The sequence below is a fragment of the Nonomuraea sp. IBHARD001 genome (assembly GCF_056106265.1).
In genome coordinates this window covers 8,682,484-8,707,845 of the sequence record NZ_JBWBBW010000002.1, presented here as the reverse complement: position 1 = coordinate 8,707,845, position 25,362 = coordinate 8,682,484, and the positions used below count along the sequence as shown (strand labels likewise).

The 25,362-nt window shown below is 69.4% G+C and carries 18 protein-coding genes; 10 read left to right on the top strand and 8 right to left on the bottom strand.

The window, feature by feature from the left end; translation table 11 throughout:
- Nucleotides 1-2 precede the first annotated feature (2 nt).
- The 3 genes from ACTWNK_RS41010 to ACTWNK_RS41000 all read right to left on the bottom strand — a co-directional run bounded on the left by ACTWNK_RS41010 (nt 3) and on the right by ACTWNK_RS41000 (nt 2,916).
- Nucleotides 3-611 (bottom strand): TetR/AcrR family transcriptional regulator, encoded by a 609-nt coding sequence (locus ACTWNK_RS41010; RefSeq protein WP_474310383.1) that lies wholly within the window; start codon nt 609-611, stop codon nt 3-5.
- Between the two features lie 44 nt (nt 612-655).
- A complete protein-coding gene (locus ACTWNK_RS41005; protein ID WP_474310382.1) occupies nt 656-2,056 on the bottom strand; it encodes an MFS transporter in 1,401 nt (466 codons plus the stop codon).
- A 212-nt stretch (nt 2,057-2,268) separates the two neighbouring features.
- The gene (locus ACTWNK_RS41000) at nt 2,269-2,916 is read right to left on the bottom strand and encodes a hypothetical protein (RefSeq protein ID WP_474310381.1); all 648 of its coding nucleotides are present in this window, start codon (nt 2,914-2,916) and stop codon (nt 2,269-2,271) included.
- Nucleotides 2,917-3,099: 183 nt separating this feature from the next.
- Between ACTWNK_RS41000 and ACTWNK_RS40995 the strand changes: the two genes are divergently transcribed.
- The 4 genes from ACTWNK_RS40995 to ACTWNK_RS40980 all read left to right on the top strand — a co-directional run bounded on the left by ACTWNK_RS40995 (nt 3,100) and on the right by ACTWNK_RS40980 (nt 7,198).
- On the top strand, nt 3,100-3,978 hold the full coding sequence (locus ACTWNK_RS40995) for an LLM class F420-dependent oxidoreductase (RefSeq protein WP_474310380.1): 879 nt from the start codon (nt 3,100-3,102) through the stop codon (nt 3,976-3,978).
- A gap of 450 nt (nt 3,979-4,428) precedes the next feature.
- The gene (locus ACTWNK_RS40990) at nt 4,429-6,324 is read left to right on the top strand and encodes a hypothetical protein (protein ID WP_474310378.1); all 1,896 of its coding nucleotides are present in this window, start codon (nt 4,429-4,431) and stop codon (nt 6,322-6,324) included.
- Between the two features lie 77 nt (nt 6,325-6,401).
- On the top strand, nt 6,402-6,890 hold the full coding sequence (locus tag ACTWNK_RS40985) for a hypothetical protein (protein WP_474310377.1): 489 nt from the start codon (nt 6,402-6,404) through the stop codon (nt 6,888-6,890).
- Between the two features lie 5 nt (nt 6,891-6,895).
- The gene (locus ACTWNK_RS40980) at nt 6,896-7,198 is read left to right on the top strand and encodes a hypothetical protein (protein WP_474310376.1); all 303 of its coding nucleotides are present in this window, start codon (nt 6,896-6,898) and stop codon (nt 7,196-7,198) included.
- 143 nt (nt 7,199-7,341) lie between these two features.
- Here the strand turns inward: ACTWNK_RS40980 and ACTWNK_RS40975 are convergent, their stop codons facing one another.
- The 4 genes from ACTWNK_RS40975 to ACTWNK_RS40960 all read right to left on the bottom strand — a co-directional run bounded on the left by ACTWNK_RS40975 (nt 7,342) and on the right by ACTWNK_RS40960 (nt 12,370).
- Complete coding sequence (locus ACTWNK_RS40975; RefSeq protein WP_474310375.1) at nt 7,342-7,878, bottom strand: NUDIX hydrolase family protein; 537 nt, start codon at nt 7,876-7,878, stop codon at nt 7,342-7,344.
- 693 nt (nt 7,879-8,571) lie between these two features.
- Nucleotides 8,572-8,829, bottom strand: coding sequence for a hypothetical protein (locus ACTWNK_RS40970; protein WP_474310374.1), 258 nt, complete (start codon nt 8,827-8,829; stop codon nt 8,572-8,574).
- Between the two features lie 123 nt (nt 8,830-8,952).
- Nucleotides 8,953-10,593 carry a condensation domain-containing protein gene (locus ACTWNK_RS40965; RefSeq protein WP_474310373.1) on the bottom strand — a complete coding sequence of 547 codons (1,641 nt, stop codon included), beginning with the start codon at nt 10,591-10,593 and terminating at the stop codon, nt 8,953-8,955.
- A gap of 253 nt (nt 10,594-10,846) precedes the next feature.
- Nucleotides 10,847-12,370: a glycoside hydrolase family 3 protein gene (locus tag ACTWNK_RS40960; RefSeq protein WP_474310372.1), complete on the bottom strand. Its 1,524-nt coding sequence runs from the start codon at nt 12,368-12,370 to the stop codon at nt 10,847-10,849.
- Nucleotides 12,371-12,539: 169 nt separating this feature from the next.
- Here ACTWNK_RS40960 and ACTWNK_RS40955 point away from each other — a divergent pair, with 169 nt between their 5' ends.
- The 6 genes from ACTWNK_RS40955 to ACTWNK_RS40930 are packed head-to-tail and all read left to right on the top strand — an operon-like array spanning nt 12,540 to nt 22,862.
- On the top strand, nt 12,540-16,856 hold the full coding sequence (locus tag ACTWNK_RS40955) for a non-ribosomal peptide synthetase (RefSeq protein WP_474310371.1): 4,317 nt from the start codon (nt 12,540-12,542) through the stop codon (nt 16,854-16,856).
- Nucleotides 16,849-16,974 carry a hypothetical protein gene (locus ACTWNK_RS40950; RefSeq protein WP_474310370.1) on the top strand — a complete coding sequence of 42 codons (126 nt, stop codon included), beginning with the start codon at nt 16,849-16,851 and terminating at the stop codon, nt 16,972-16,974. The genes ACTWNK_RS40955 and ACTWNK_RS40950 overlap by 8 nt, the downstream gene beginning before the upstream one ends.
- On the top strand, nt 16,971-18,290 hold the full coding sequence (locus ACTWNK_RS40945; protein WP_474310369.1) for an FAD-dependent oxidoreductase: 1,320 nt from the start codon (nt 16,971-16,973) through the stop codon (nt 18,288-18,290). Before ACTWNK_RS40950 ends, ACTWNK_RS40945 begins: the two co-directional genes overlap by 4 nt.
- Nucleotides 18,291-18,294: 4 nt before the next feature.
- Entirely contained in the window at nt 18,295-20,433 is a 2,139-nt protein-coding gene (locus tag ACTWNK_RS40940) for a DUF6875 domain-containing protein (RefSeq protein ID WP_474310367.1), read from the top strand.
- Entirely contained in the window at nt 20,430-21,818 is a 1,389-nt protein-coding gene (locus ACTWNK_RS40935) for an MFS transporter (protein WP_474310366.1), read from the top strand. Before ACTWNK_RS40940 ends, ACTWNK_RS40935 begins: the two co-directional genes overlap by 4 nt.
- A gap of 24 nt (nt 21,819-21,842) precedes the next feature.
- Nucleotides 21,843-22,862: a methyltransferase gene (locus ACTWNK_RS40930; RefSeq protein WP_474310364.1), complete on the top strand. Its 1,020-nt coding sequence runs from the start codon at nt 21,843-21,845 to the stop codon at nt 22,860-22,862.
- Nucleotides 22,863-23,070: 208 nt separating this feature from the next.
- On the opposite strand, the gene ACTWNK_RS40925 is transcribed toward ACTWNK_RS40930, so the two are convergent.
- A complete protein-coding gene (locus ACTWNK_RS40925; protein WP_474310362.1) occupies nt 23,071-25,311 on the bottom strand; it encodes a glycosyl hydrolase family 18 protein in 2,241 nt (746 codons plus the stop codon).
- Between the last annotated feature and the right edge of the window lie 51 nt (nt 25,312-25,362).

Here is a 25,362-nt window from a genome sequence, read left to right as displayed (position 1 = left end):
CCTTAACGAGACCGAGTGTCATTCTCCGGCACCGGCCTGAGTACGGCCCGCACGGTCTCGATCAGCACCCCGGCCGCCTCGCCCTGCGCCAGCCGGCCCGCCTCGACCTCGAGGGCGGCGCTGTGCAGGGTGGCGTAGAAGTGGGCGACCAGCCAGCTCAACGGCAGGTCGGTGCGGAAGGCGCCCTCCTCCCGGCCTCGGACGATCAGGCGTTCGACCCTGGTCAGCGCCTGGTCGTGGCGCTGCCTGATGCGCTCGGTCGGGAGCGAACGGTCGCTCGCCGTCAGCAGTCTGCGGTGGCCGTCGAGGATCGTCCACGACGAGGAGATGAGCCGGGTGAGCGCCTCCGGCGCGGGCGAGGTGTCGTAGGCCGGGTCGTCGAGCGCGGCGTCGGCGAGGGCGACCGCGTGCTCGAGCACGGCTTCGAGCAGGGCCTCCCGGCTGGGGAAGTGGCCGTAGAGGGTGACACGGCCCACGCCCGCCGCCTTGGCGATCTCGGCGACGCTCGCGTCGGCATTCCTGGTGAGCAGGTCGAGACCGGCGGCGAGGATGGCCGCGATGTTGCGCTCGGCGTCCGCACGCCGTACGGGCCGCTGCCGGGCAGACGTCATGGACCCTGAGGGTAGTCGAGGGGGAGGCCCGGGCGGGTCCGGGTTCAGTGGACGAAGGGGCCTTCGAGCGTGGGGAGGCGGCCTGCCGGGACGAGGGTGAGGGCGGCGGCGGCCGAGACGAGGGCGATGCCCGACCAGGTGGCGAATGCGGCCGGGTAGCCGCCGGGTGCGATACCGGCGAGGCTGGATGCGGCGATCGTCGAGACGACGGCGACCCCGACGGCCGCGCCGAGCTCGTGGAAGGTGTTGACCACGCCTGACGCCATTCCCGACTCGTGCGGCGTGACGAGGGCGAGCGCGGTGGTGGTCGCCGCGACGAAGACCACGCCCAGTCCGGCCGATGCCACGGTCATACCGATCACCAGTGCGGCTGTGCCGAGCCCGGCGAGCACGACGTACGCGGCGCCGGTCGCGGTCAGGGCTAGACCGCACGCGGCGGGCACCCGCGCGCCGAACCTGCCGACCGCCCTGCCGCCCAGGTGCGCGCCCACCGCGGTGCCGACGGCCACCGGGAGGAACAGCGCTCCGGTGACGAGCGCGCTGAGGCCCTGCTGCCGTTGCAGGAGGAAGGAGCCGAGGAAGAACATCCCGACCAGCAGCCCGGTCGCCACCAGCATGAGGAAGGCTCCCGCCAGGACGGGACGCCGCAGCAGCAGCGAGACACGCATGAGCGGTGTGCGCACCACCCGCTCCACGACCACGAACCCCGCGTAGAGCACGGCCGCCGCGCCGAGCGCGCCCAGGGTGAGGGGATCGGCCCAGCCGTGGTCGCCCGCTCCGACCAGGGCGTAGATCAGGGCGCCGGTGGCCGCGGTGACGAGGAGGGCGCCCGGGAGGTCGATCCGGTGCGGCGCGTGCTCGTGGGCGGGGGACCCCGTGCGGATGACGAGGGGGAGGGCCGCGAGCAGGGCCAGTCCGACGGGTACGTTGACGAAGAAGATCCATCGCCAGCCCGGACCCGCGGTCAGCGCACCGCCGAGCAGCACCCCGACCGCCGCGCCCGAGCCGCCGACCGCCGCCCACACCCCGAGCGCCCTGGTCCGCTCGTCGCCGTGGAAGGACGTGGTGACGGTCGCGAGTGCGGCGGGCGACATCATCGCCGCCCCGATCCCTTGCCCGACCCGCCCGGCGATCAGCAGACCGGCACTCGCGGCGACCCCCGAGGCCAGCGAGGCGACGGTGAACACCACCAGCCCCGCCAGCAGCAGCCGCCGCGGGCCGTACCGGTCGGCCAGCCGCCCGCCGAGCAGCATCAGCCCACCGAAGAACAGTGTGTACGCGGTGACCACCCAGGTGAGCGCACCGCGGCCGAGCCCCAGATCGGCCCCGATGTCGGGCAGGGCGACATTCACCACCGTGATGTCGAGCACCAGCATGAACTGCGCCGCACAGATCAGCGCGAGCGCCCGCCAGCGATGCGGGCCTGACGGGGAGAGGTGTGCCATGAGATGATCCTCGCTAAGTCGTACACTGATGTACGAGATAGATACCATAGCCCGGCAGGGTATGACCAGCGAGCCGGACCTCGGCCTCCTTAGCCGGAAGGTGAGCGAGACGGGCCTTGGCCTCCTCAGCCGGAAGGTGAGCGAGACGGGCCTTGGCCTCCTCAGCCGGAAGATGAAGGCGGTGTGAAGTTGAACGTGGTTGAACGTGAAGGTCAGTCGGAAGGTGAATGCGGCGTGAAGCCGAATGTGAACGGCGAACTGGTCGCATGGCCCGAGCCGACCAGAAAACGCGACTCCATCCGCTGCAGCAGATCGTCCTCGACGAGGAGACTGCTCCATCTACGCTCGGCGGCCGTCCATTTCATGAGATGAGAAAAGCCCCACAGAACCCACACACTGTCGATGCCGTCAATACCCGGAGGAGCGCCGGGCAAAGGACCGGAACGCAATGGCTCGGCGCTTTCCACGAGAAGGAAGATGTTGCGCGAGTGCCCTTCACCGGATTTCCGGGCCAGCTGTGCCGTCGCCGCGTCGAACGTGGTACGCGCCTCCTTGTGGAGCACGTCGTCGGCCGTTCTGGCGGGCGTACCGGAAACCGGGTCGCCGCCCTGTCTTCGCCAGGGGCCAGGAAGGGATTTCACCTCGAAGTCGGCATAGTGGCCGTCGAGGCGGAAGACCAGGTCGGGGCCGCCGTTGGTGTCGATGTTCACGGGAGCGCGGCCCAGCACGGCGGTGGTCAGAATGGCCGCCAGGTGTTCACCGGCCACCACCTTGACATGAGCGAGCTGCTCAGGCGCGAATGCCCCGACGATTTCGTCGACGGCCCACCCCAGGCGCTGCGCGGTCAGCTTCTCCGGCATCCCCACAGTCAAACACGGGAGTCGCCGGGGCGAATGGTAAAATTGAGGTGCGGCATCGGTCGTCCGGGTGTGCACACACCGCCCGGCTTCCCCGATACGACCCTGGTCGGTCCCGCCTCGCCTGAAACCCGATTCGCCCGGCACCGCCGTTCTCTTCGGCATGCCAGAAAATGGAGTGTTCGCATGAAGCTCGGACTCACCTGTCCCCGTTTCGACTGGAGCGGCGGCGAGAGCGTCATCGCCGACAGGTTCGGCGCGTTCGCCACAGGGGCCGAGGAGGCCGGGCTGGCCAGCCTGTGGGTGATGGACCACTTCTGGCAGATTCCCGGATTCGGCGAGGCCGGGGACCCGATGCTGGAGGGGTACGCCGCCCTGTCCTACGCCGCCGCGCTGACCAGCCGGGTCACCCTCGGCACCCTCGTCACCGGGGTCAACCACCGCGACCCCGGACTCCTGGTCAAGCAGGTCAGCACGCTCGACGTCCTGTCCGGCGGACGAGCCGTCCTCGGCATCGGCGCCGGTTGGCACGAGGCCGAAGCCCGGGGCCTCGGCCTGCCGTTCCCGCCCCTCGCCGAACGCTTCGAACGCCTGGAGGAAACGCTGCGCATCGCCAAGCGCATGTGGGACCCGTACGACGACGGCGCGTACCGCGGTCGGCATTACACCCTGGATCGGGTGCTCAACTCGCCCCAGCCGTTGAGCCGGCCCCACCCGCCGATTCTCATCGGCGGCAGCGGCGAACACAAAACCCTCCGCCTGGTCGCCCAGTACGCCGACGCGAGCAACCTCCTGTTCAGCGCCGACGTCCCCCGCAAACTCGCCGTACTGCGAGCCCACTGCGAACGCCTGGGCCGGCCGTTCAGCGCAATCGAGAAAACCCTCCACATGCGCGTCCCCGCCACGGCCGGCACCGACGAAACCGTCGAACGCTGCGCCGAGTTCGCCGCACAAGGCATCGACCACATCATCGTCGCCCTCCCCGACGCCTCGAACGAGACCTCCTTGGCCCGCCTGGCTTCAGCGGCATCACAGCTCGCGGCAGTCGTACCGGCCGGACGCTGAGCCGATCGGCCGCCACCAGTAGCCGCCACTCACAATCGCCATTCAGGAAACGGTCTAATCAACGGAGAAGGATCATGCGAGGATGGGTTCGTGCGCGGCATCCATGGATGGGGGCCTAAGCCTGTGCCCGAAAATGCCGAGATTTGTACGGGGTGACGCAATTCGCGATGAGGCGAGATTCCGCAGTAGGCCGAATGGGCAGGCGGGGGAGCATGCCGTCACTTCGTGCGCTTTGGCCGTGGGAGTTCCACCTGTTGTCGAGCATGCTGGAGATCCGCCATGACGACGCCTTCACCGGCTCCTCAGCCGCCTCCCGAGCCACCTTCGGCGCATCCTCCGAGCGATCCGCCGAATCGCGCCGCGATTACCCCGGGGACTCCTCCCTCTCCGACTTCCCCTCCGGGCGGGATATCACCCGACTGGGGATACGTGGGGATCGATCCTCATCTGATGGGCGACTTCGAACGTGACCTCGGCCGGGCGAAAGACACCATCGACAAGAACGAACCGCTGATCCGCCGTACCCTGCAGAACCTCGACCTCGACACCTCACGATTGACCGCGATACGCGAACTGGGCAACTGGATCGGCGTCACCCGTCCAGATCTGCGCCGCCGCAACGACACCATCCAGGCCGTGGGCAAGGAATGGGGTCCGGCGACACCCGGCAGCATGAAACCCTTCGACGAATCCCTCTACCGCGCCGCCGCAGGCGACACCGACGTCTACGCCGCCGCAGCCACCCTCAGCGCACTCACCCCTTCCGGCGAGCTGGACGAGAAGACCGTCGCCCAACTGGAGAAGCGCGCCGGCGACGCAGACTTCGCCACATCGCTGATGAACACCCTCGGCACCACCCGCTTTCGCCACCTCATGGCAGCCCTCGTCTACCAGGACGACTCCAAGAAACAACGCGCCCAGACAGCCCTGGGCAAGGCCCTCGGCGCGGCCAGCCCAAAACTGAGCCCCGCATGGCGGAAAGAACTCCTCGACAACCTCAGAGCACCCGTCGACCAACACGCCCTGGCCGCCCTGCTCCCCCACGGCACATTCACCCGCGATTTCCTGGTCACAACGGCCAAGACACTGGAGACACTGGATCGGAAGACCGCGCGAGACGCTTTCTCGGCCAACAGCCTGCACGATCCGATGATCGGCGTGATGAAGGCACTGGCCAACCACCCGAAAGCGGCACAGGACTTCTTCATCGGCGACCCCAGCGTGCTGAAGCGATACCTGACCGAGCGCCACATGGACGACGGGGCATCCTTCGGCAAGGCCGTGGAAGCCGCCACCATGACCTATCGCGACGGGGACGGCACCATCCAGAACCCGTCGCCCGGCCTCACGTCGGCCAAGATCGCCTCAGATTTCATCCATTGGGAAGCCCAACGAGTCCTGGCCGGCCTCGAAGGCACTTCTTTCGCGACCACGGGTACGACGGCCCGCCTCCTGGCTGCGTACATCAACGATGTCAACCGCTCGGCCAGGATCCCTGATGCTCGTGACTCGCGAGTCTATGAACCTGATCGCGCGTATCAACCAGAAGAGGATCAGGTCTGGGGTGCGCAGTTCGACAAGGAGGAATTGCGAAAGGTCATGGAAGACGCGTTCAAGCATGACGCCAAGGCCTTGACCACGATCTTGGCCGCCGAGACCGCATGGTCCAGAAAGCTGCTGGACTACGGAGCGGAGCAGGCCGCGGCAGGTAAGGGCGTCAAAGCTCTGAGTATCAACGCACAGGAAGCCGGTGCGGGATTCGGTCTGATCACCGACGCCAGTGGGCTCGCCACGATCCAACGAGGGAAGGAGCTGGATGAGGCGCAGGAACGGAACATGAAGATTCTTTTGGCGGTGGTCAACACTGGGCTGGCGATTCCGCAGACAGCCCCCTGGGCGATGACCGCCGGGATCGTGGGTGCTTGGAGCGGCATGATCGAGGACTCCGCCAAATCCGAAAAGAATGCGGGCAAGGCGACGTTTGACGCCAACGCCGCGAAGGAGAAGGCGCGATTCCTGCTCGATCAAATAGCTGTCGATGCCATGCTCAAACACGAGTTGTTCGGCAAGGCAACTCCTGTAGCGGCCACGCACCCATGGGGTTCTTTGAAAGGACTGGACAAAGGCGAGGATCCTCGGATGTCACCCAGAAACTTCCTGAAGGATGATGGCAGATCGCTGATGACGATGCATGAGATGGCTCCGTACCAGAGTGATGTCCACCCTCGGCTCCAGGCCTATCAACGGTGGCTCTACGACGGTGTGCCTGGAAATTCCTGGGAGAAGGTCGCGGCCAACCTGAACATAGGGTTCGAAAGTGCGTTCGCGGAGTACAAGCCGTCATGAGGCCAGTTCTTGCGTGGGGAGGTGCGCTACTGAGTGCACTGGTGCTGGTAACCGCATGCCAGCAAGAGGAGCCTCCAGTGAACAAGGCGTCGCTACCTTCAGTTGCGACTTCCCCCTATATCTGTGATCTTGTGCCGCTGGACGCCGTGCGACTGATGACCGGAGTACACGATCCCATCGTCAGGGGACGCTTCAGTCTTTCAGGAGAGGAAGACTGGGGTTATGGAGGGTGTTTCGTCTACCAGCCGACCGGCAACAAGGCGAAGGTTCTGAACGTTACCCTTTCCCCGGGTGGATCGCAAAAGGAGGTGGATTTCCAGATCAGTCAGGGGGCCCGGCGTCTTCCGGAAGTCGTTCCAGGCTCGGTCGGCTACTACGGCGAGGATGACAACACTGACAGTCGGGCCTCAGCGATACTCGTGCTCGGGGAAAACCTTCTGATCGTCGAGTTGATACAAGGCGTCAAAGGGCGGGACAACGCTGCTGACGTGGTGGCGTTGATGAAGTTGATCGCGCCGAAGCTGATTCTTGGGACGAGCCCGTCCCCGGCGAAGACGGGAGGCTGAGCCCGATGGCGGCGATGGTTCGCAACCCTCTGTACGAGGCGCTTCAGGAGGCCATCCGCGTGGTCGGCCCGATGGTCGAGAAGATCGACGCCGATATCGAGCAGCCCTGCCTGATGTTTCGCACCGGCAAGGTCTGGACCGGGCCGACCGCCAAGCAGTTCGACGCACAGCTCACCCAGTACGGCACGCGGGCTCGTACCTCCGGGCAGGCGGTCATGGACGAGCTTCGTCAGGCGTTGAGTCGCACGCCGGTTGAGGTCGCGGAGGACGAGGCTGCCTTGATTCGACGGAAGTACGGCTTTGCCTGACGGGGCGTACGCGGACGTGCTTCGGGTGACGATTCTGCTGGTGGTTGCCGAGGTGTGAGCGGCTGGGTTTTCTTCTGTCTGGAGTCGTCGACAATCAACCAGCCCTCGCGAGCAGGTCCCCAGTGCCGCGTCCCCTGGGGGACCTAGGACAGGCAGCCCACGTGGGCTAGTGCCTGCTTCAGGAGGACGCCCTGGCCGCCGGTCATTTCCTGTTGGACCATGGGGGAGGAGGCTTCCTCCGGGGTGAACCAGACCAGGTCGAGTGCGTCCTGGCGGGGGCGGCAGTCGCCGGCTACGGGGACTACGTAGGCGAGGGAGACGGCGTGTTGGCGGGGGTCGTGGTACGGGGTGACGCCTTGGGTGGGGAAGTACTCGGCGATGGTGAAGGGGGTTGGCGAGGTGGGGACCCGGGGGAGGGCTACGGGGCCGAGGTCCTTTTCCAGGTGGCGGATGAGGGCGTCGCGGACGCGTTCGTGGTGCAGGACGCGGCCGGAGACCAGGGCACGGCTGACCGTGCCGTCCGCGCTGATGCGCAGCAGTAGTCCGACATGTGTGACCACCCCGGCGTCGTCCACTCGTACGGGTACGGCGTCGACGTAGAGGATCGGCATCCGAGCGCGCGCCGCCTCCAGCTCTTCTGGAGCGAGCCAGCCCGGCGTGGTTTCGGTCATTTCGGTCATTGGCCGATCCTACTCGGGGGATACCGGCTGGGTGGGGAGTGTCGCCGTCCTCGTGTCGTGGCGTCGCGTCGCGTCGCGGGGCCTCGCGGGGCGGGGCGGCTGATGGTGGGGCGGGGCGGGGCGGGCGGCCAAGGGTAAGTCGAGGCAGGACGTGCAGGCTACGCAAGGCAGGACGTGCACGCTGTGCACGCTGTGCAGGACGTGCAGGATGTGTGTGGTGTCCCTGAAGGGCAGCTCATTGTGCTGGAGCCCCAAGAGCGCTCAACCAGTGCGGGGGTGGGCGTCGGTCAAGGCGTTGCGTTCGTACAGGCCGTGTGAGGGGACGCTGAGTGAAGGTGTCGCCAGAGGGGCGCCCCTGCTGGGACCTCAAGGTCAGTACCCCAGGCCCGCCCCAGGCGTCGCGAGCGTAGCGCCGGAAAGGCCCGAGAAGTGGATGTCGACTACTCGCCAAGCCACATCACCAGACCACTCCACCCGCCCCCCAGCCGATCCACCCCCAACCAACCACCCCAACCACCCACCCCACTCCCAACCAACCACCCCACCCCCAACAACCCTCCACACCTACCCCCCACACAAAAACGCCCCAAAAAAAGACACCCCAAAAGACGACCACAAAACGTCCCCCAAAAAGCGCCCAAAAAAGCGCGCCCCCCAACGGCGACGCGCTCTTCTTGGATTATCAGCCCAATATCAGGCCCGGACCCCCCGATACCCCACCGGACCTTCGCCAGCGAATTGCGCCGTCCCCTGGAACGACGCGCCGTCGTCGAAGAAGGTGACGGTGCCGTTGCCGCGAGGGCCGGACCAGGACACGGTTGTCCCGGTGGGAATCTGGCCGCTACCAGGCACGACTTCGGCCCGGTTGCTGATGGAGATGTTCAGGTCGGAGTCCGCATGCCATTCGGCGTTGCGGCCGCCCCACTGGATCTCGGTCTTGTACTTGGCCATGCTTCTCCCTCTGCCACACTTTCTGGGAATCCGGAAAGTCGATCTCAAGGCTATTGACCGGCGACGCACAGTCAACCCCGGGAGAATGATTGGCCGCATGCGGACACGGCCATTGCCAGCGGCTTATGAATATGGGCCGCTCGGTTGCAGCAGAACGCGTTGTGCGCTTTCGTCGTCGGTGTGCACGACATAGCGTTTCGGGGCGACGGCGTCGGCGTGTGCGGGCAGCAGGTCGAGGCAGGCCCTGGTGATGCGTTCCAGGTCGGGCGCGTCGTTCGTGGGCGTGGTGAGGTGACAGGTCAGGGAGGAGTCGGGCGCGACGGCGATGCGGGCGACGTGGCCGGGAGCGGCCTGCTCCACCAGGTGGCGTACGGCGTCGAGCCTGACCCAGGAGCCGGAGGCGCGTACCCACTCGGGGCCGTAGGCGGGAGGGGCGATCGAGGTGATCTTCTCCAGTTCGCTCAGGTGTACGGCGTCGTCGCCAGCCCGGACGAGCAGGTGCACCAGGCCGGCGCCGAAGCGTTCGGCGTCCTCGCGAGGCAGGGCCTCGGGGTTGGTCCAGAGGACCAGGTCGAGTTCGTCGTCGAGGCGCTGCACCCACAGCGAGAGGTTGGCCGGGAGCGAGGCGGCGGGCAGCCAGGTCAGTTCGACGTCGGAGCCGGGAGCGGGTTCGCCTCCGGCCGAGCCTTGCAGGCTCATGTCGTTGAACACGCAGTCTCTGGCGAAGCGGGTGCCGCGTTCGGCGTCGACGGCGTGGATGGTCTCCCAGAGCTGTTCGGAGTCGAACCTGCTGTGCTGGTACCCGCTGAGCGAGGCGACCCTGAACCTGGCCACGACCTCGTCGAACGTGTTCGCCGTCAGGTCGGCCACGATCAGCGCGTCCTGGGCGAGCGGCCCGATGTGCGCGCGCAGCCTGGGATGCGTCCTGTTGCTCGACAGCGAGGTCAGCAGGCAGGTCGGCTGTCCGGTGCGGTGCCCGAGCAGCAGGCCGAACGCCGCCATGACGAGTACGGAGGCGCTGGCCCCGGTGCGCCGACTAGCACGTTCCAGAGGTTCGGCGACGGCGGCCGAGCGGATACGGAGCCGGGGCAGCATGGCGTGCTCGGTGTCGAACGTGAGCGGGAACATCGACTGTGGCCCGCGCCCGAGCCCGGAGCGCCAGTGCCGCAAGGTGGCCTCGGCCCTGCGCTGGGCCTGCGGTGTGTGCTCGGTCTCGGCCAGATCGACGGGCTGCACCGGCTCGGGACCGGTCGGCGACCCGCCGAGCAGCAGGCGGTCCCACTCGCGCATGGCCTGGGCCAGGCTGATGGCGTCGACGACGGTATGCGTGGTGACGAAGACGAAGAATCGGGGTACGCCGTCTTCGAGTACGACGGCGGCCCTGACGGGCAGCTCGCTCGCGAGGTCGAAGCGTTCGGCCTGCAGTCGTGCGCCCGCCTCCTCGGCCGATGCCCTGGGCTCGCCCTGCGGGTTGATCACCTCCACCGCGATCGCGCCTTCGCCGTGCACGTGCTGGCGGTCGCCGTCGATGGTGGTGCGCAGGCCCTCGTGCCTGGCCAGGAGCGTCGCGGTGGCACTCTCGACGCCTGCCATGGTCGCCCGCCTGGGCAGCCGCTTGATCACCAGGAAGTTCATGTGCGCGGGGGGATCCCTGCGCACACAGCGGGCCATGTTGGCCTGGCCCATGGTCAGCGGGCCTTGACGTTCGGTGTGTCCCTGGAAGCGCACAGTGAGCTCGGTGATGATGTCCTCGCCAGGTCTCACCCCACGGCGGGGCGGCCGCCGGGGGTATCGGAGAAAACGGGAAAGAACCTTTACAGCTATGTCGCAGGGAACCACAAGCCCCGTGCGAGAGGCAAGGTCCCCCGCACACGTCCCCGCGCGAGGCAAGGTCCCCCCGCACGCCTCTCGCACGAGGCCGCGCGTCCCCGCGGCCCCGCGCGAGGACAGGTCCCCCCGCACGCGTCCTCACACCCACCCACACCCGCTCACCCCGGCTCACACGGCGGAGAGCGGTCTAGTCGCCCAGCAGTCCCAGGTCGGTGATCACTTCGGCGGCGGCCTGGCCGCATACCCGGGTCGCGCCGTAGGTGGCGATGTGCACCGCGCCGGGCGTCGCGTCGGTGGGTGTGCCCATCTCGACGACCACCGCGTCCGGCCTCCTGGCCAGCATCGTCTCCAGCGCCGCCGCCACCCACGCGTGCCGGTGCGCGGTGCGCACGGTGATGACGAGCAGCCGGTCGTCGGCCGTCTTGACCGCTGCGAGCAGCGTCTCGGTGTCGGGCTCGGTCAACCTGTCCACGGTGGTCGCGGGTGCGAACGCGGCCAGCTGGGTGGCGACCCCCCAGGGCGTGATGGGGTCGATAGCCAGGTTCGTCGGCGCGAGGAGTTCGACGACGTGCGGCGGACCGGCCGTGCCGGGGGTGGGCTGCTCGTTGACGGTCAGGCGCAACGCGCGGCGGGCGACCGCGAGCTCGGCGGCCCCGGCCGAGGCGAGCCCCTCGCCGTCGTGCCCCTGGTGCTCGCGTGCCCACTCGGCCGTACGGCGGTTGCGTTCGGCGGCATCGGCGAGGCGTTCTTCGGACAGCAGCCCGTCGGCGACCGCGGCCAGGATGGTGTTGCGGATCAGTCCGACGGCTCCGGCGGACGCGTTCTCGCCGCCGATGCAGATGGCGTCGGCCCCGGCGGCCAGCGCCTTGACCGCGGCGCCGCCGAGCCCGTAGCGCCCGGAGATGGGGGCCATCTCGATGCCGTCGGTGACGATCAGCCCGTCGAAGCCGAGCTCCTGCCTGAGCAGCTCCTGCAGCAGCCGCCCGCTCACCGTGGCGGGCGACTCCCTGTCGTAGGCGTGTACCAGCAGATGCCCCGTCATGACCGCCTTCGCCCCGGCCTCGACGGCGGCCCTGAACGGCGGCAGCGCGAGGCGGCCGAGTTCGTCCAGGCTGTAGGTGACGCTCGGCAGGTCGTCGTGCGAGTCGGTCGAGGTGGCGCCGTGCCCGGGGAAGTGCTTGGCGCAGGCCGCGACCCCGGCCGACTGCACGCCGCGTACCCAGGCGGCGGCATGCCTGGCCACCAGGTCCGGATCGGCGCCGAACGCACGGGTGCCGACGACCGGATTGTCCAGGTCGCCCTCGATGTCGACCACGGGGGCGTAGGTGAGGTTCACCCCGACCTCGGCCAGCTCGAGCCCGATGCCCCTGGCGACGTGCCCGGTGAGCTTGGGGTCGTCGGCGGCGCCGAGCGCCAGGTTTCCGGGGCGGGAGCTGCCGGTCCTCGCCTCGATGCGGGTGACGTCGCCGCCCTCCTCGTCGGTGGCGATGACGACGTCGGGGTTCTCCGCCCTGATGGCAGCAGTAAGGGCCTTCACCTGGTCTTTTGACACGATGTTGCGCGAGTAAAGGGCGATGCCCCCTAAACCACCTGAAAGGCGGCGTCGAACCCATTCGGGCAGGGTGGTGCCGACGAATCCCGGCTGAAGCACGGCGTCGGCAAGCGCGGCCAGGTCGGAGCTCTCGACTCTCCCGGCACCCCGGCTTGCCATTGTTTCCTCCATTGTGGCGGTGGCATGGTCGGTCGGCCGAAGGCGCTTGTCCGCCTTCGACCTCAGTGTGTACCATCAGGCCGATTAACTGATAGGAAACTTTCCTAAGAGATGGTTTGTCAAGTCTCCAGTCAGAAATCCCTGTGACACCCCGCTGACAGATCCACCCATGAGGGAGACGGTCAGGATGTCCCTTGCCGCCGAACACCCGCCCGCGGCGCGCGACCAGATCCCCCGTGACCTGGTCACCTCCGTCCTGTCCCACGGCCAGGAACGCATGTGGTTCCTGGACAAACTGGCCGGAGGCGACTCCAGCTACAACATGGTCGTCTCGGTACGGCTACGCGGCCCACTGGACGAAAGCGCGCTGGCCAGGGCGCTGAGCGACTTCAGTGCCGCACACGAGTCGATGCGAACGGTCTTTCCCGAGGTCGACGGCGCCCCCGTGGCCGTCGTCAGGCCGCCGGAGCCGGTCGTGATCGAGATGGTCGACCTCGGTGGCGCGGGGGAGCAGGCGCTGGCCGCCCTCGTGGCCGAACGCACCAACGCCTCACTCGACCTGGCCGAGGGCCCACTGGTCAGGGTGAGCCTGATCCGCGTCGCGGCCGACGAGCACGTCCTGGTCATCGTGATGCACCACATCATCGGTGACGCCTGGTCCGTGGAACGGGTCATGTTCCCCGAACTGGACCGCCTCTACAGCGCGTACTCGACCGGACAGCCGATCGACACGCCGCCGGGCCCGCCGTACCGCCACTACGCGGCCGCTCAGCGTGACCGGGATCACAGTGAGCAGCTCGCCTTCTGGCGGGCCGAACTGACCGGCGTGCCGATCCTGGAGCTGCCGATCGACCGCCCCCGCCCGGCCGTACGCGGTGGTGAGGGCGGCATGGTGATCCACCGGATGCCGATCGCCCTGTGGGAGGACGTCTCGCGGGTGGCGAGGGCCGAGCGGTGCACGCCGTTCATGGTGTTGATGGCCGCCTACCAGGTGCTGTTGCGGCGTCACAGCGGCCAGGACGACTTCTGCGTCGGAACGCCGATCGCCGGGCGCGACGAGGAGGAGCTCGAAGGGGTGTTCGGCCTCTTCATCAACACACTCGCCGTCCGGGCTGACCTCTCGGGCGACCCGGTTGTCAGGGATCTGTTCAAGAAGGTACGCAAGAGCCTGTTACGCGGCTTCGGCAAGGCCGCGGTGCCGTTCGAGCGGGTGGTCGGCGAGCTCGGCGTCGAGCGTGATCCCGCGATCCCGCCGGTCTTCCAGACCATGGTCATGCTCGGCAATCCCGACGGCGAGCCGCTGAAGCTGGGCGAGCTGCGCGGCGAGGCGGTGGAGTCGGGGCTGGCCTCGAACAAGTTCGACCTGGCGCTCGATGTCGTCGTCTATCCGGACGCGCTGCAGTTCATGTTCTCCTACAGCGCCGAGGTTTTCGAACGTGCCACGATCGAACGCATCAGCGGGCACCTGGAGCGCCTGCTCGGCCAGATGGCGGCCAGGCCGGAGGCCAGGCTGAGTGAGCTGGAGATGCTCCCCGAGCAGGAGCGCGGGGTGCTGCTCGACGGCGCCAGGCCGATCGCGGCCGAGCCGCAGCCGAGGCTGGAGGCGCTGTTCGCCGAGCAGGCCGCCCGCACACCCGACGCCGCCGCCGTCGTCACCCTCGCGGGCACCACCACCTACCGCGAGCTCGACGCCCGCGCCGAAGCGGTCGCGAACGGCCTCGCGGCTCGCGGGGTACGGCCGGGCCAGGCCGTCGCACTGATCGCCAAGGCCGGTCCCGACGCGATCGCCGCCCTGCTCGGCGTGCTCAAGGCGGGCGCCACCTACGTGCCGCTCGACCCGACGCAGCCGGTCGAACGGCTGGCCGCGCTGCTGGCCGACTGCGGCGCGCCGCTCGCCGTCGTGACCGTGGCCGACGACCTCGGCCTGAGCACACCGGTCGTCACGGTGACCGAGCTGTGCGCCGAGCCCGCGACCGAGCGCCCGCCGCGCGAAGGCGACGTCCCCGCGTACGTGATCTACACATCGGGCTCCACCGGCACGCCCAAGGGGGTGGTGGTCGGGCACGACACGGTGGTCAGGCTGGCGAACGCCTTCGCCGACCTGCACGGGTTCGCGCCGGGACAGCGGGTGCTGATGGTGCCGCCGCTGAGCTTCGACGCCTCGGCGGGCGACCTGTACCCGGCGTTCATCAGGGGCGCGGCCATCGTGCTGCACCCCGACCCGGTCGCGCTCGGCGGCCCCGAGCTGCTCGCCCTGTGCGCCGAGCACACGATCACGATGGTCGACGTGCCCTCCGCGCTCTGGCAGCAGTGGGTCGACGACCTCTCCGACCGGGGACGCGTCGACCCCGGCCCCCTGTCCACCGTCATGGTCGGCGGTGAGAGCGTTCCAGTCGAGCGGGTACGCACGTGGGCCGGGCTGACCGGTGGCAGGCTCGCCTTCTTCAACCACTACGGCCCCACCGAGGCCACCGTGTGCGCCACCGTCTACCGAACGGTCGACGCATCCGAGCTGGCCGGACGTACCCACCTGCCGATCGGCACGCCGCTGCCGCACGTCCGGGCCTACGTGCTCGACGCCGCCGGGGCCCTGGCGCCGATCGGCGTGCCGGGGCAGCTCTTCCTCGGCGGGCCGTGCCTGGCGCTCGGCTATCTCGGGCTGCCCGAGCAGACGGCGGAGAAGTTCGTCACCGACCCGTTCTCCGGCGAGCCCGGCGCGACCATGTACGCGACCGGCGACCTGGCCAGGCGCAGGGCCGACGGCCAGATCGACTTCCTCGGCCGCGTCGACAGGCAACTCAAGATCAACGCGGTCCGGATCGAGCCCGCCGAGGTCGAGGCGGCCTGCCTGACCCACCCGGGCGTGCGCGAGGCCGTCGTCACCGCCGTCGCGGGCAGGCTCGTCGCCTACCTGGTCGGCGAGCCGGTCGCCAGGGCCGAACTACGCGCCTACCTGGCCGACCGGCTTCCGGCCGCGATGGTGCCGCAGTCCGTCGTCATGCTGGACGCGCTGCCGCTGACCGCCCACAGCAAGATCGACTACCGTGCGCTTCCCGAGCCCGAGGCCGAGAGCGTGCCCTACGAGAGCCCGCGCACGCCGACCGAGCGCGCGGTGGCCGCCGTGTGGGAGGAGGCGCTCGGGGTCAGGGCGGGACGCAGGGACAACTTCTTCGACCTCGGCGGGCACTCGCTGCTCACCCCGAAGGCCGTCAACCGCCTGGCCGCGAGCACCGGTGTCACGGTCGAACTCGGCGTCTTCTTCGCCGCCACCGACCTGGCCGACCTCGCCGCCCGCATCGACGGCGTCGCCGTACAGGCGCCCGCGCCCGACCTGTACGGCGACGCCACGCTGCCCGCCGATCTGGTGGTGTCGGGCGGGCCGGTGCCCGTGGGGCCGCCGCGCCGGGTGCTGCTGACGGGGGCGACCGGGTTCCTCGGCGCCTACCTGCTGGCCGACCTGCTGAGCGACGGCGAGGCCACCGTGCACTGCCTCGTGCGCGGCGAGGCGCCCGTCAAGCGCGTGCGCCTCAACCTGGAACGATACGGGCTCTGGCGCGACGAGTACGAGGCCAGGATCGTCGCAGAGCAGGGCGACCTTGCCCTGCCGGGGCTCGGCCTCACGCCCGCGCGGCTCGACACCCTGGCCGACGAACTCGACCTCATCGTGCACAGCGGCGGCCTCGTCGACTTCGTCAGGCCGTACGAGCGGCTGCGTCCGGCGAACGTCCTGGGCACGCTGGAGGTCATCAGGCTGGCCTGCCGTGGCGCGGTCACGACGCCTTTGCATGTCGTCTCGACGCTCGGCGTGCATCTGACGCCGGGGGCGCGTGTGGTGTTCGAGTCGCACCCGCTGCCCGACCCCGAGCGGCTGCACCCGGGCTACGACCAGAGCAAGTGGGTGGGCGACCGGCTGGCCCAGGTGGCCAGGGAGACCGGCCTGCCGGTCACCGTGCACAGGCCGGCCAGGATCGCGGGCGCGACCGACACCGGCGCGTGCCCGCCCGGCGACTTCCTCGGCAGGTTCTTCGCCACCTGTGTGCTCATGGGCAGTGTGCCCGACGGCGAGAACCTCGACATGTCGCCCGTCGACCACATCTCCGCCGCCATCGGCCGTCTGGCCAGGGCCGGAGTACAGGGCGAGTTCCACCACTACAACCAGCTCACACTCGGCTCGGCCGAACTCGCCGACGGACTGCGGGCGCACGGCTTCCCGGTGACCCTCGTGCCGGGCGCGACCTGGCGTGCCGAGGTACGCGAGCGCCTGGCGGCGGGCGAGCCCCTGCCCGTCGCCGCCTTCCCGCGCTTCTTCGCCGAGTACGGCGGCGCCCAGGGCCCGACCTTCGACTGCACGCTCACCGAACGCACGCTGGCCTCGGCAGGACTGGTGTGTCCGCCCGCATCCACCCTGCTCGAAGGCCATCTCGCCCATCTCATCGCCACCGGCGTCCTGGCAGGGACCGCCGATTCCAAGGAGAGACATGGCTGAAGTCCCGCAGTCACTCGCCCCCCGGCAGGACGACGGCGACTCGCTGGAGACCCGCCCAGAACCAGCGCCTCCGCGCGCGATGTTGCCGACCGCGTGGACCACCCAGGAGTGGCGATGAAATACCTGATCGCGGGCGCGGGGCCCGCGGGCACCCTGCTGGCCTGCTACCTGGCCAGACGAGGTCACGAGGTCGCGGTGTACGAGCGCCGCCAGGACCCGCGCGGCCACTTCGAGTCCGAAGGCAGGTCGATCAACCTCGGCCTGTCGGCCAGGGGAGTACGCGCCCTGACCGGCATCGGCCTGATGGACCGCATCTGGCCGCTCACCGTCCCCATGCGCGGCCGGGTCATCCACAGGGGAGCCGCAGAGCCGATCTTCCACGCCTACGGCAGCCGCGAGGACGAGATCCTGCACTCGGTCTTCCGCCGGGACCTCGTCGCCCTGCTCATCGACCACGCGGCGGCGCAGCCGGGCGTGAGCTTCCACTTCGGCCAGCGCGTCGTCGAACTGGACCGCCAGGCGCCCGCCGTCGAGGTGGTCGACGAGGAGAGCGGCGAGAGCAGGCGGGTCGGCGCCGACGTCGTCGTCGGGGCGGACGGCGCGTTCAGCGCCGTGCGCACCAACCTGCACAAGGGCCTGCGCGCCGACCACCACCAGGACTTCCTCGACTGGGGCTACAAGGAGCTGTCGATCCCGGCGGCCGACGACGGCTCGGCCAGGGTGCGCCTGGACGCGCTGCACGTGTGGCCGGGCGGCGACGGCCTCATCGTCGCCCATCCCAACAGGGACAACTCCCTCACCGCCACCCTCTTCCTGCCCTACGAAGGGCCGGGCAGCTTCGCCGAGGTCACCGACGTCGAGGCCTTCTTCGCCGAGCGCTTCCCCGATGCGCTCGGCGTCATGCCGTACCTCGCCAAGGAGTACGAGGACCATCCGATCGCCCATCTGGTGTCGATCCGTACCTCGCCGTGGCAGCACGAGGGCAAGGTCGTGCTGATCGGCGACGCCTGTCATGCCGTCTACCCCTTCTACGGCCAGGGCATGAACTCCTCCCTTGAGGACTGCCTGATCCTCGACCAGTGCCTCGACGAGCACGGCGACGATCCCGACCTGGCGTTCGCCGCGTTCCAGAGCCGCCGCAAGCCGCACACCGAGGTACTCGACGACCTGTCGCGGGCGAACTTCATCGAGCTGCGCGAAGGCGTGCGCTCCCCCCTGCACAAGGCGCGCAGGCAGGCCGACCTGCTCATGTCGAGGGTGCTGCCCGGCCGCTGGATCCCGCTGTACACGATGATCTCCCACACCACGATGCCGTACGGCGACGCGCTCGCGAAGGCCAGGCGGCAGGACAGGGCGTTGCGCTGGAGCGCAGCCGCGCTCGCGGGTCTCACCGCGGTCGCCGCACTGAGGAAGCTCGTCAGGAAGGGGCACTGACACCATGCTCACCGATCCCACCCACCCCTCCCGCCTGCTGATCGAGCAGAGCGACCTCGACGGCGAGCACGACGTCGTCGTCCGCTACCGCGAGCCGCTCACCCGCATCGTGTCCTGGGCCCGCGAGTACCTCTGCAACCCCCACCCCGACCTCGGCAGGAAGGGCCCGGTCTGTCCGTACGCGCAGACCGCGCTGGACAAGGGCACCTTCTACATGGCGGTCTTCGAGGGCGAGCCGACCCCCGCCGAGATGGTCAAGACGCTCGGCGGCTACCGCGACTGGTTCCAGCGCCTGGTGGCCCCGCCCGGCGTCTCGCCGCAGTACCGCACGATCCTGGTGCTCTTCCCCGACCTGCCCGACGACAAGGCCGCGGACGTCATCGACAAGGCGCAGGTCGAGCTCAAGTCCGACTATGTGACGGCCGGGCTCATGGTCGGCGAGTTCTACCCGGGACCGCCGCCCAAGAGCGGGCTGTGGAACCCGGACTTCCTGCCGCTGGGCAGCCCGGTGCCGCTGCTCGGCATCAGGCACATGGTCGCCAGCGACTTCCCCTTCCTCACCGACGCGCCCGACCACATGCGGGTCTACCTGGAGCGCTTCGGCGACCGGGCGCCCTCGTCGCTGCGCGGCGCGATCGAGGAGGCCAAGCGTTCGCCGCAGATGAGCCAGGTCTCCTTCGCCCAGCACGGCATGTGGATCACCGAGCTGACCGGGGCTGGATCGGTGCACCACATGCCGATCCTGATCGAGCTGGACGGCGAGGCGGACGAGCAGGCGCTGCGCCGGGCGTGTCAGGCGCTGGTGGAGCGGCATCCGCTGCTCGGCCAGGCGCTGCAGGACCGCGACGGCGTCCTGCACCTGGTCCCCGCGGCCACGGCGCCCGAACTCGTCGTGCTGCACGAGGACCGCGAGCTCCTCCAGGCGGAGATCACCCGGCCGTTCGACCTGGAGAGCGGCCCGCTCGTCAGGTTCGCGCTGGCCGGGCGGTCGCTGCTGGTCGTGGCCCACCACGCGGTCTTCGACGGCCTGTCCAAGGACGTGCTGGTCGCCGACCTCGCCACCCTGTACGAGGGCGGCACGCCCGCCGCTCTCGACCGCACCGACTTCGCGCACAACGCCGCCGCCCAGCGCGGACGCGTCGAGGCGCTGCTGGAGGAGGCGGGCGCGTTCTGGAAGTCGCGCTGGCGCGAGCCCGGCTCGACCGTGGTGCCGGGAGCCGTGCTGAGCTCGCGGCACGCCTCCGACGGCGCGGAGCTGACGTTCGCGTGCACCGTGCCTTCGCTGGAGGGCCTGACCAGGTTCGAGGTGCTGGTCGCGGCCGTGCACACGCTGCTGCGCGCCTACGGCAACGCCGACGTCGTCACCGCGCTCGACCTGTCGACCAGGCAGCAGGGCGAGGAGGGGCTCGTCGGACCGTACGTCAACGAGCTGCCGCTGTTCACCAGCCCTTCGGCCGAGACGCCGTTCGCCGCGTTCGCGGCCGAGGTGCGGGCCGAGCTCAGGCAGGTCTACCGCTTCCGTGAGGTGCCGATGGCCAGGGCGGTCTCGGGGCTGAAGCCGTACGCGGCGCTCACGCCGGTCTCGATCAGCTATCGGCGGCTGGCGGGCGAGTCGCGGCTGGGCGCGGTGGACTGGCTGACGTTCAACCACGCGGTCAGGGGGTCGCTGCAGCTGCAGTTCGTCGCGGGGGCGGAGAGCGTCACTGCCAGTGTGCGCCATGACCCCGCGGAAGGGATCGACGTGGGCAGATTCGCCGAAGATCTTCGTGCGCTGCTCGCGGCCGTGTCCACGGACCCGCTGGCGCCGCTCGGCCTGCTGACCGAGATCGCGCCGCCGGTCGTGCTCGACCTGCCCAACCTGCCCGCCGCCTCCGCCGCGCCGGTCGTCGCGCCCGAGGTCAGGACCGAGGCTCCCGCCGCTGACGGCGACCCGCTGTCCTTCCAGATCAGGGAGATCTGGGAGGAGGTGCTCGAGATGTCGCCGATCGAGCTCGACGACGACATCTTCGACCTGGGCGGCCACTCGCTGACGATCACCCAGATCATCGCGCGCATGCGCAAGCGCCTCGGCGTCGAGGTGCCGCTCGACGACTTCTTCGACAACCCCACGATCTCCGGCGTAGTAGAGGTGATCCGCTCATGAGCACAGTGGAAGAGGACGTGGCGCCCGCACCCGCCAAGGGAGCGGGCGACGTGCTCAGGTTCGCCGTCGTCTGGATCACCTCGCTGCTGTCGGGCGTCGGCTCCAGCCTCACCGGCTTCGTCCTGGGCGTGTGGGCCTACCAGACCACCGGGTCGCCCACGCAGTTCGCACTCGTCATGCTGTGCGGGCTGCTGCCCGGCATCCTCATCGGGCCTTTCGCCGGGGTCGTGGTCGACAGGTTCAACAGGCGCTGGGTGCTCGTCGTCACCGACTGCCTGGCCGCCCTGCCGACGATCGCCATCTTCTTCCTGATCAGGGAGGACTCGCTCGCGATCTGGCACCTGTACGTGGCCTCGGCGATCGGCGCGGCGTGCGGCACCTTCCACGCCACGACGTACCAGGCCATGACGCCGCTGCTCATCCCCAAGCGGCACCTGGGCCGGGCCAACGGGATCATGCAGATCTCGTGGGCCACCCAGATCGCCGCGCCCGTGCTGGCCGGGACGCTCATGGTCGCGGTGGGCATGGCCGGTGTGCTGCTCATCGACCTGGCGACCTTCGCCGTCGCGGTGCTGACGCTGCTGGTGGTCAGGCTGCCCGCCTCCGTGCTGCGCCCGGCGGGCGACGCGCAGGCGCCGACGCTGCGCGCCGACGTGGTCGCCGGGTGGCGGCATCTGCGGACCAAGCCGCAGCTGCTCAATCTGGTGTTCGTGCAGACCGGCTTCAACTTCGTCTTCGCCACCGCCGGTGTGCTCGTCCAGCCGCTGATCCTGTCGTTCGCGACGGCCGACGTGCTCGGCGTGCTCATGCTGGCCGGAGGCGCGGGCATGTTCTGCGGCAGCCTGGTCATGGGCCTGTGGGGCGGGCCGAAGGCCAGGATCAAGGGCATCGCGCTGTTCATGGCGATCGGCGCCGTGGCGTTGTTCCTGCACACGCTGCAGCCTTCGCCCTGGCTGGTCGGCGCGGCTGCCGCCGCGTTCCTGTTCACGCTGCCGGTGGTGGGCGGCTCCTCGCAGGCCGTGCTGCAGACGAAGGTCGAGCCCGGCGTGCTGGGCAGGGTGCTCGGCACCGCGCACTCGCTCGGCACGGCGGCCACACCGATCGCCTATCTGCTGGCCGCGCCGGTCGCCGAGTTCGTCACGGGGCCGCTGCTGCTGCCCGGAGGCGCTCTCGCCGACAGTGTCGGGCGTGTCGTGGGCGTCGGCGAGGGGCGGGGCATCGCGTTCGTGCTGCTGCTCGACGCCGTCCTGCTGGCCGCGCTCGCCGCGATCACCGCCTTCACCCGTGGCCTGCGCACGCTGGAGGCCACACTGCCCGACACGGTCGCCGACGACGAGGCCGTCGAAGAGAAGAACGAGAAGCCGGATCCCGTCGCCTCAGGGTGACACCCGACACGAGAAGGACATCGCATGCCGCTCAACCTGCCCCCCGACGAGGCCGTCGCTTTCACCGAGGGGCAGGCTCCGGCGCCCCTGCTCGACCTGGTCGGTGCGATGGCGACCCATGCCGTCGCCACCGGCCTGCGGCTCGGCGTCTTCGACGCGCTGGCCGAAGGACCCCGTACGCTCCCCGACCTGGCCGAGGCCGTCGGCGCCGGAGCCGAGGGTCTCGGCAACCTCCTGGGCCTGCTGCAGGCCACCGGCTATGTGGAGCGCACCGGCGACCGCTACGCCAACTCCGGCGTGGCCACGGCCTGGCTGTGCGCGTCGTCGCCCTCCCAGTACGGCCAGGTGCTGCTCATCTGGCAGACCATACTCGCCGATCTGTGGACCGACCTGGCGCCCGCCGTGCAGACGGGCAAGCCGAGGGGCGACTTCTACGCGTGGCTGGAGAGCAGGCCGGCGCTCTCAGAGCGGTTCCAGTCGCTGCAGGGCGGGCTGGCCGGTTGGCTGGCCGGTGAGGTGACGCAGCTCGTCACCCTGCCCGAAGGGGTGCCGCTGTCGCTGCTCGACCTGGGTGGCGGGCACGGCGCCTACAGTGCGGCGTTCTGCGAGGCCTCGCCGCTGCTGAACGCCACCGTGTTCGACCTGCCCGGCGCGCTCGGCAGGAGCGGGCACGAGCGGATCGGCTGGCAGGAGGGCGACCTCACCGCCGATCCCGTCGAGGGCGAGTACGACGTCGTGCTGATGTGCAACGTGCTGCACAGCTTCTCCGCCGAGCAGGCCGCCGCCATCGTGGCCAAGGCCGTGGCGGCGACCAGGCAGGGCGGTCAGGTGCTGATCCTGGAGACCGTCGCCGAGCACCGGGCGGGAGCCGCCGAGGCGGCCTTCACGGCCGGGTTCGCGCTGAACCTGTGGCACACGCAGGGCGGCGGCGTGTCGTCGTCGGCGACCGTGGAGGGCTGGCTGACCGGGGCCGGCCTGGGCCAGGTGAAGCGGCACGACCTGACCAGATCGGCGACGCACACGCTGTTCACCGCCATTCGCTGACTTTCGCCGCGTCCTTCATCGTCGATTTCCGCTTTTGCTGCGATATCAGTGATGTTGACGCGGGTTAGGCGTGATTTCCGTACATATCTGTAAATGTTGGTGAGGCAACGAGAAGGGCCGGCCCCGGATCGCGGGGGGCCGGCCCTGGCTCGGTTCTTAGGTGCTACACGCCTGAGTGCCTAAGGAACCAAGTGTGGTGCGCTCGGTGTCAGTTCAGGCCGTTCTTCATGGCCGTGAGCAGTTCGGCGTTGGTGGTGTCACCACTGAGCTCCCAGAAGAACGCGCCGCCGAGGCCCTCGTTCTTCGAGTAGGTCATCTTGCCGCCGATGGTGCTCGGTGTGTCGTAGCTCCACCACTGGTTGCCACAGTGGGCGTATGCGGTGCCCGCGATGGTGCCGTTGGAGGGGCAGCGGGTCTTGAGGATCTTGTAGTCCTCGTTGCCCGCCTCGTAGGTGCCGGGAGCCGCACCGGTCGCGGTGCCGCCGGGAGCGGCCTGCGTGACGCCGGTCCAGCCTCGGCCGTAGAAGCCGATGCCGAGGAGCAGCTTGCTGGCGGGGACGCCCTTGCTCTTCAGCTTCTGGATGGCGTTGTCGGTGTAGAAGCCGGGGGTGGGGATGCCGGTGTAGTTGGTCAGCGGGGAGTGCGGGGCCGTCGGGCCGGTGTTCGCCCAGGCGCCGAAGAAGTCGTAGGTCATGACGTTGTACCAGTCGAGGTACTGCGCCGCGCCTCCGTAGTCGGCAGCGTCGATCTTGCCGCCGCTGGTGCCGTCGGCGGTGATGGCCGCGGTGACGAGGTTGTTGTTGCCGAAGCGGGTGCGCAGAGCCTGCGAGAGGGTCTTGAAGGCCGCGAAGCCGCTGGTGTCACAGCTCAGACCACAGGCGTTCGGGTACTCCCAGTCGATGTCGATGCCGTCGAAGACGTCGGCCCAACGCGGGTCCTCGACCAGGTTGTAGCAGGAGTCGGCGAAGGCGGTCGGGTTCTGCGCGGCCTGGCCGAAGCCGCCGGACCAGGTCCAGCCGCCGAAGGAGAAGAGGATCTTGATGTGCGGGTACTTCGCCTTGAGCTTGCGCAGCTGGTTGAAGTTGCCGCGCAGGGCGCCGGCGTCCCACGTGTCGGCCTTGCCGTCGACGCTCTCGCCGGCCTGGTAGAAGCGGTCGTAGTCGGCGTAGGAGTCACCGATGGTGCAACGGCCACCCTGGACGTTGCCGAACGCGTAGTTGATGTGCGTCAGCTTGGCGGCCGAGCCGCTGGTGTCGATGTTCTTCACGTGGTAGGCGCGCTGGTAGACGCCCCACTGCACGAAGTAGCCGAGCACCTTGTTGCCGCCGCCGCCACCGGGGGTGGTGGTCGCGGTCACGGAGCTGCTGTGCGCCGACAGGTTGCCGGCCGCGTCACGGGCGCGCACCGTGTAGGTGTAGGCCGTGCTCGGGTTGAGGCCGCTGTCGGTGTGGGTGGTGCCGGTGACGGTCAGCACGAAGGTGCCGCCGCGGTACAGGTCGTAGCCGGTGACCCCGACGTTGTCGGTGGAGGCGTTCCAGGCCAGCGAGACGCTGCTGGAGCCGACGGCCGTCGAGCGCAGGTTGCCCGGCACCGAGGGGGCATCGAGGTCGCCGCCGCCGCCCGTGGTGGTCGCGGTGACGGAGCTGCTGTGCGCCGACACGTTGCCGGCCGCGTCCTTGGCGCGCACCGTGTAGGTGTAGGCCGTGTTCGCGGTCAGGCCGCTGTCGACGTGCGTGGTGCCGGTGACCGTGGTGACCAGCGTGCCGCCGCGGTACAGGTCGTAGCCGGTCACGCCGACGTTGTCGGTGGAGGCGTTCCACGCCAGCGAGACGCTGGCGGCGGTGACGCCGGTGGAGCGCAGGTTGCCCGGCACCGAGGGAGCCTCGAGGTCGCCGCCGCCACCCGTGGTGGAGGCGCTGACCGCGGCGCTCTGGGCCGAGGCGTTGCCCGCGGCGTCCTTGGCGCGGACGGTGAAGCTGTAGGCGGTGCCGGCGGTCAGGCCGGTGTTGGTGTACGTGGTGCCGGTGACCGTGGTGACCAGCGTGCCGCCGCGGTACAGGTCGTAGCCGGTGACCCCGACGTTGTCGGTGGAGGCGTTCCACGCCAGCGTGATGCTGGTGTTGGTGGCGCCGGTCGAGCGCAGGTTGCCCGGGACCGTGGGGGCCTGGGTGTCACCGCCGCCGGTCGCGACCTTCCACAGAGCGGGGACGTTCGACGGCTCCCAGCCGGGCAGCGAGGTGTGCCCCTGACGGCACTCGTACTCGGTCCCGTTGTAGGTGACCCGGGCACCCGTCGCGTAGGCGGTGTACGGAGCCCAGGCGGCGAAGGCGGCCACGGACGAGGACGACGTGGAGCCGTAAGCCCCGGTCGGCACGACGACCGCGGCGGTCAGCGGCATGGCTAATACGGCCACACCGACGAGGAACTTACTGAGGACGCTGTTTTTCATGATGCTCCGACATCCGATTGGGGGGTTGTGGGGGTGGGATGGGAGAACGTC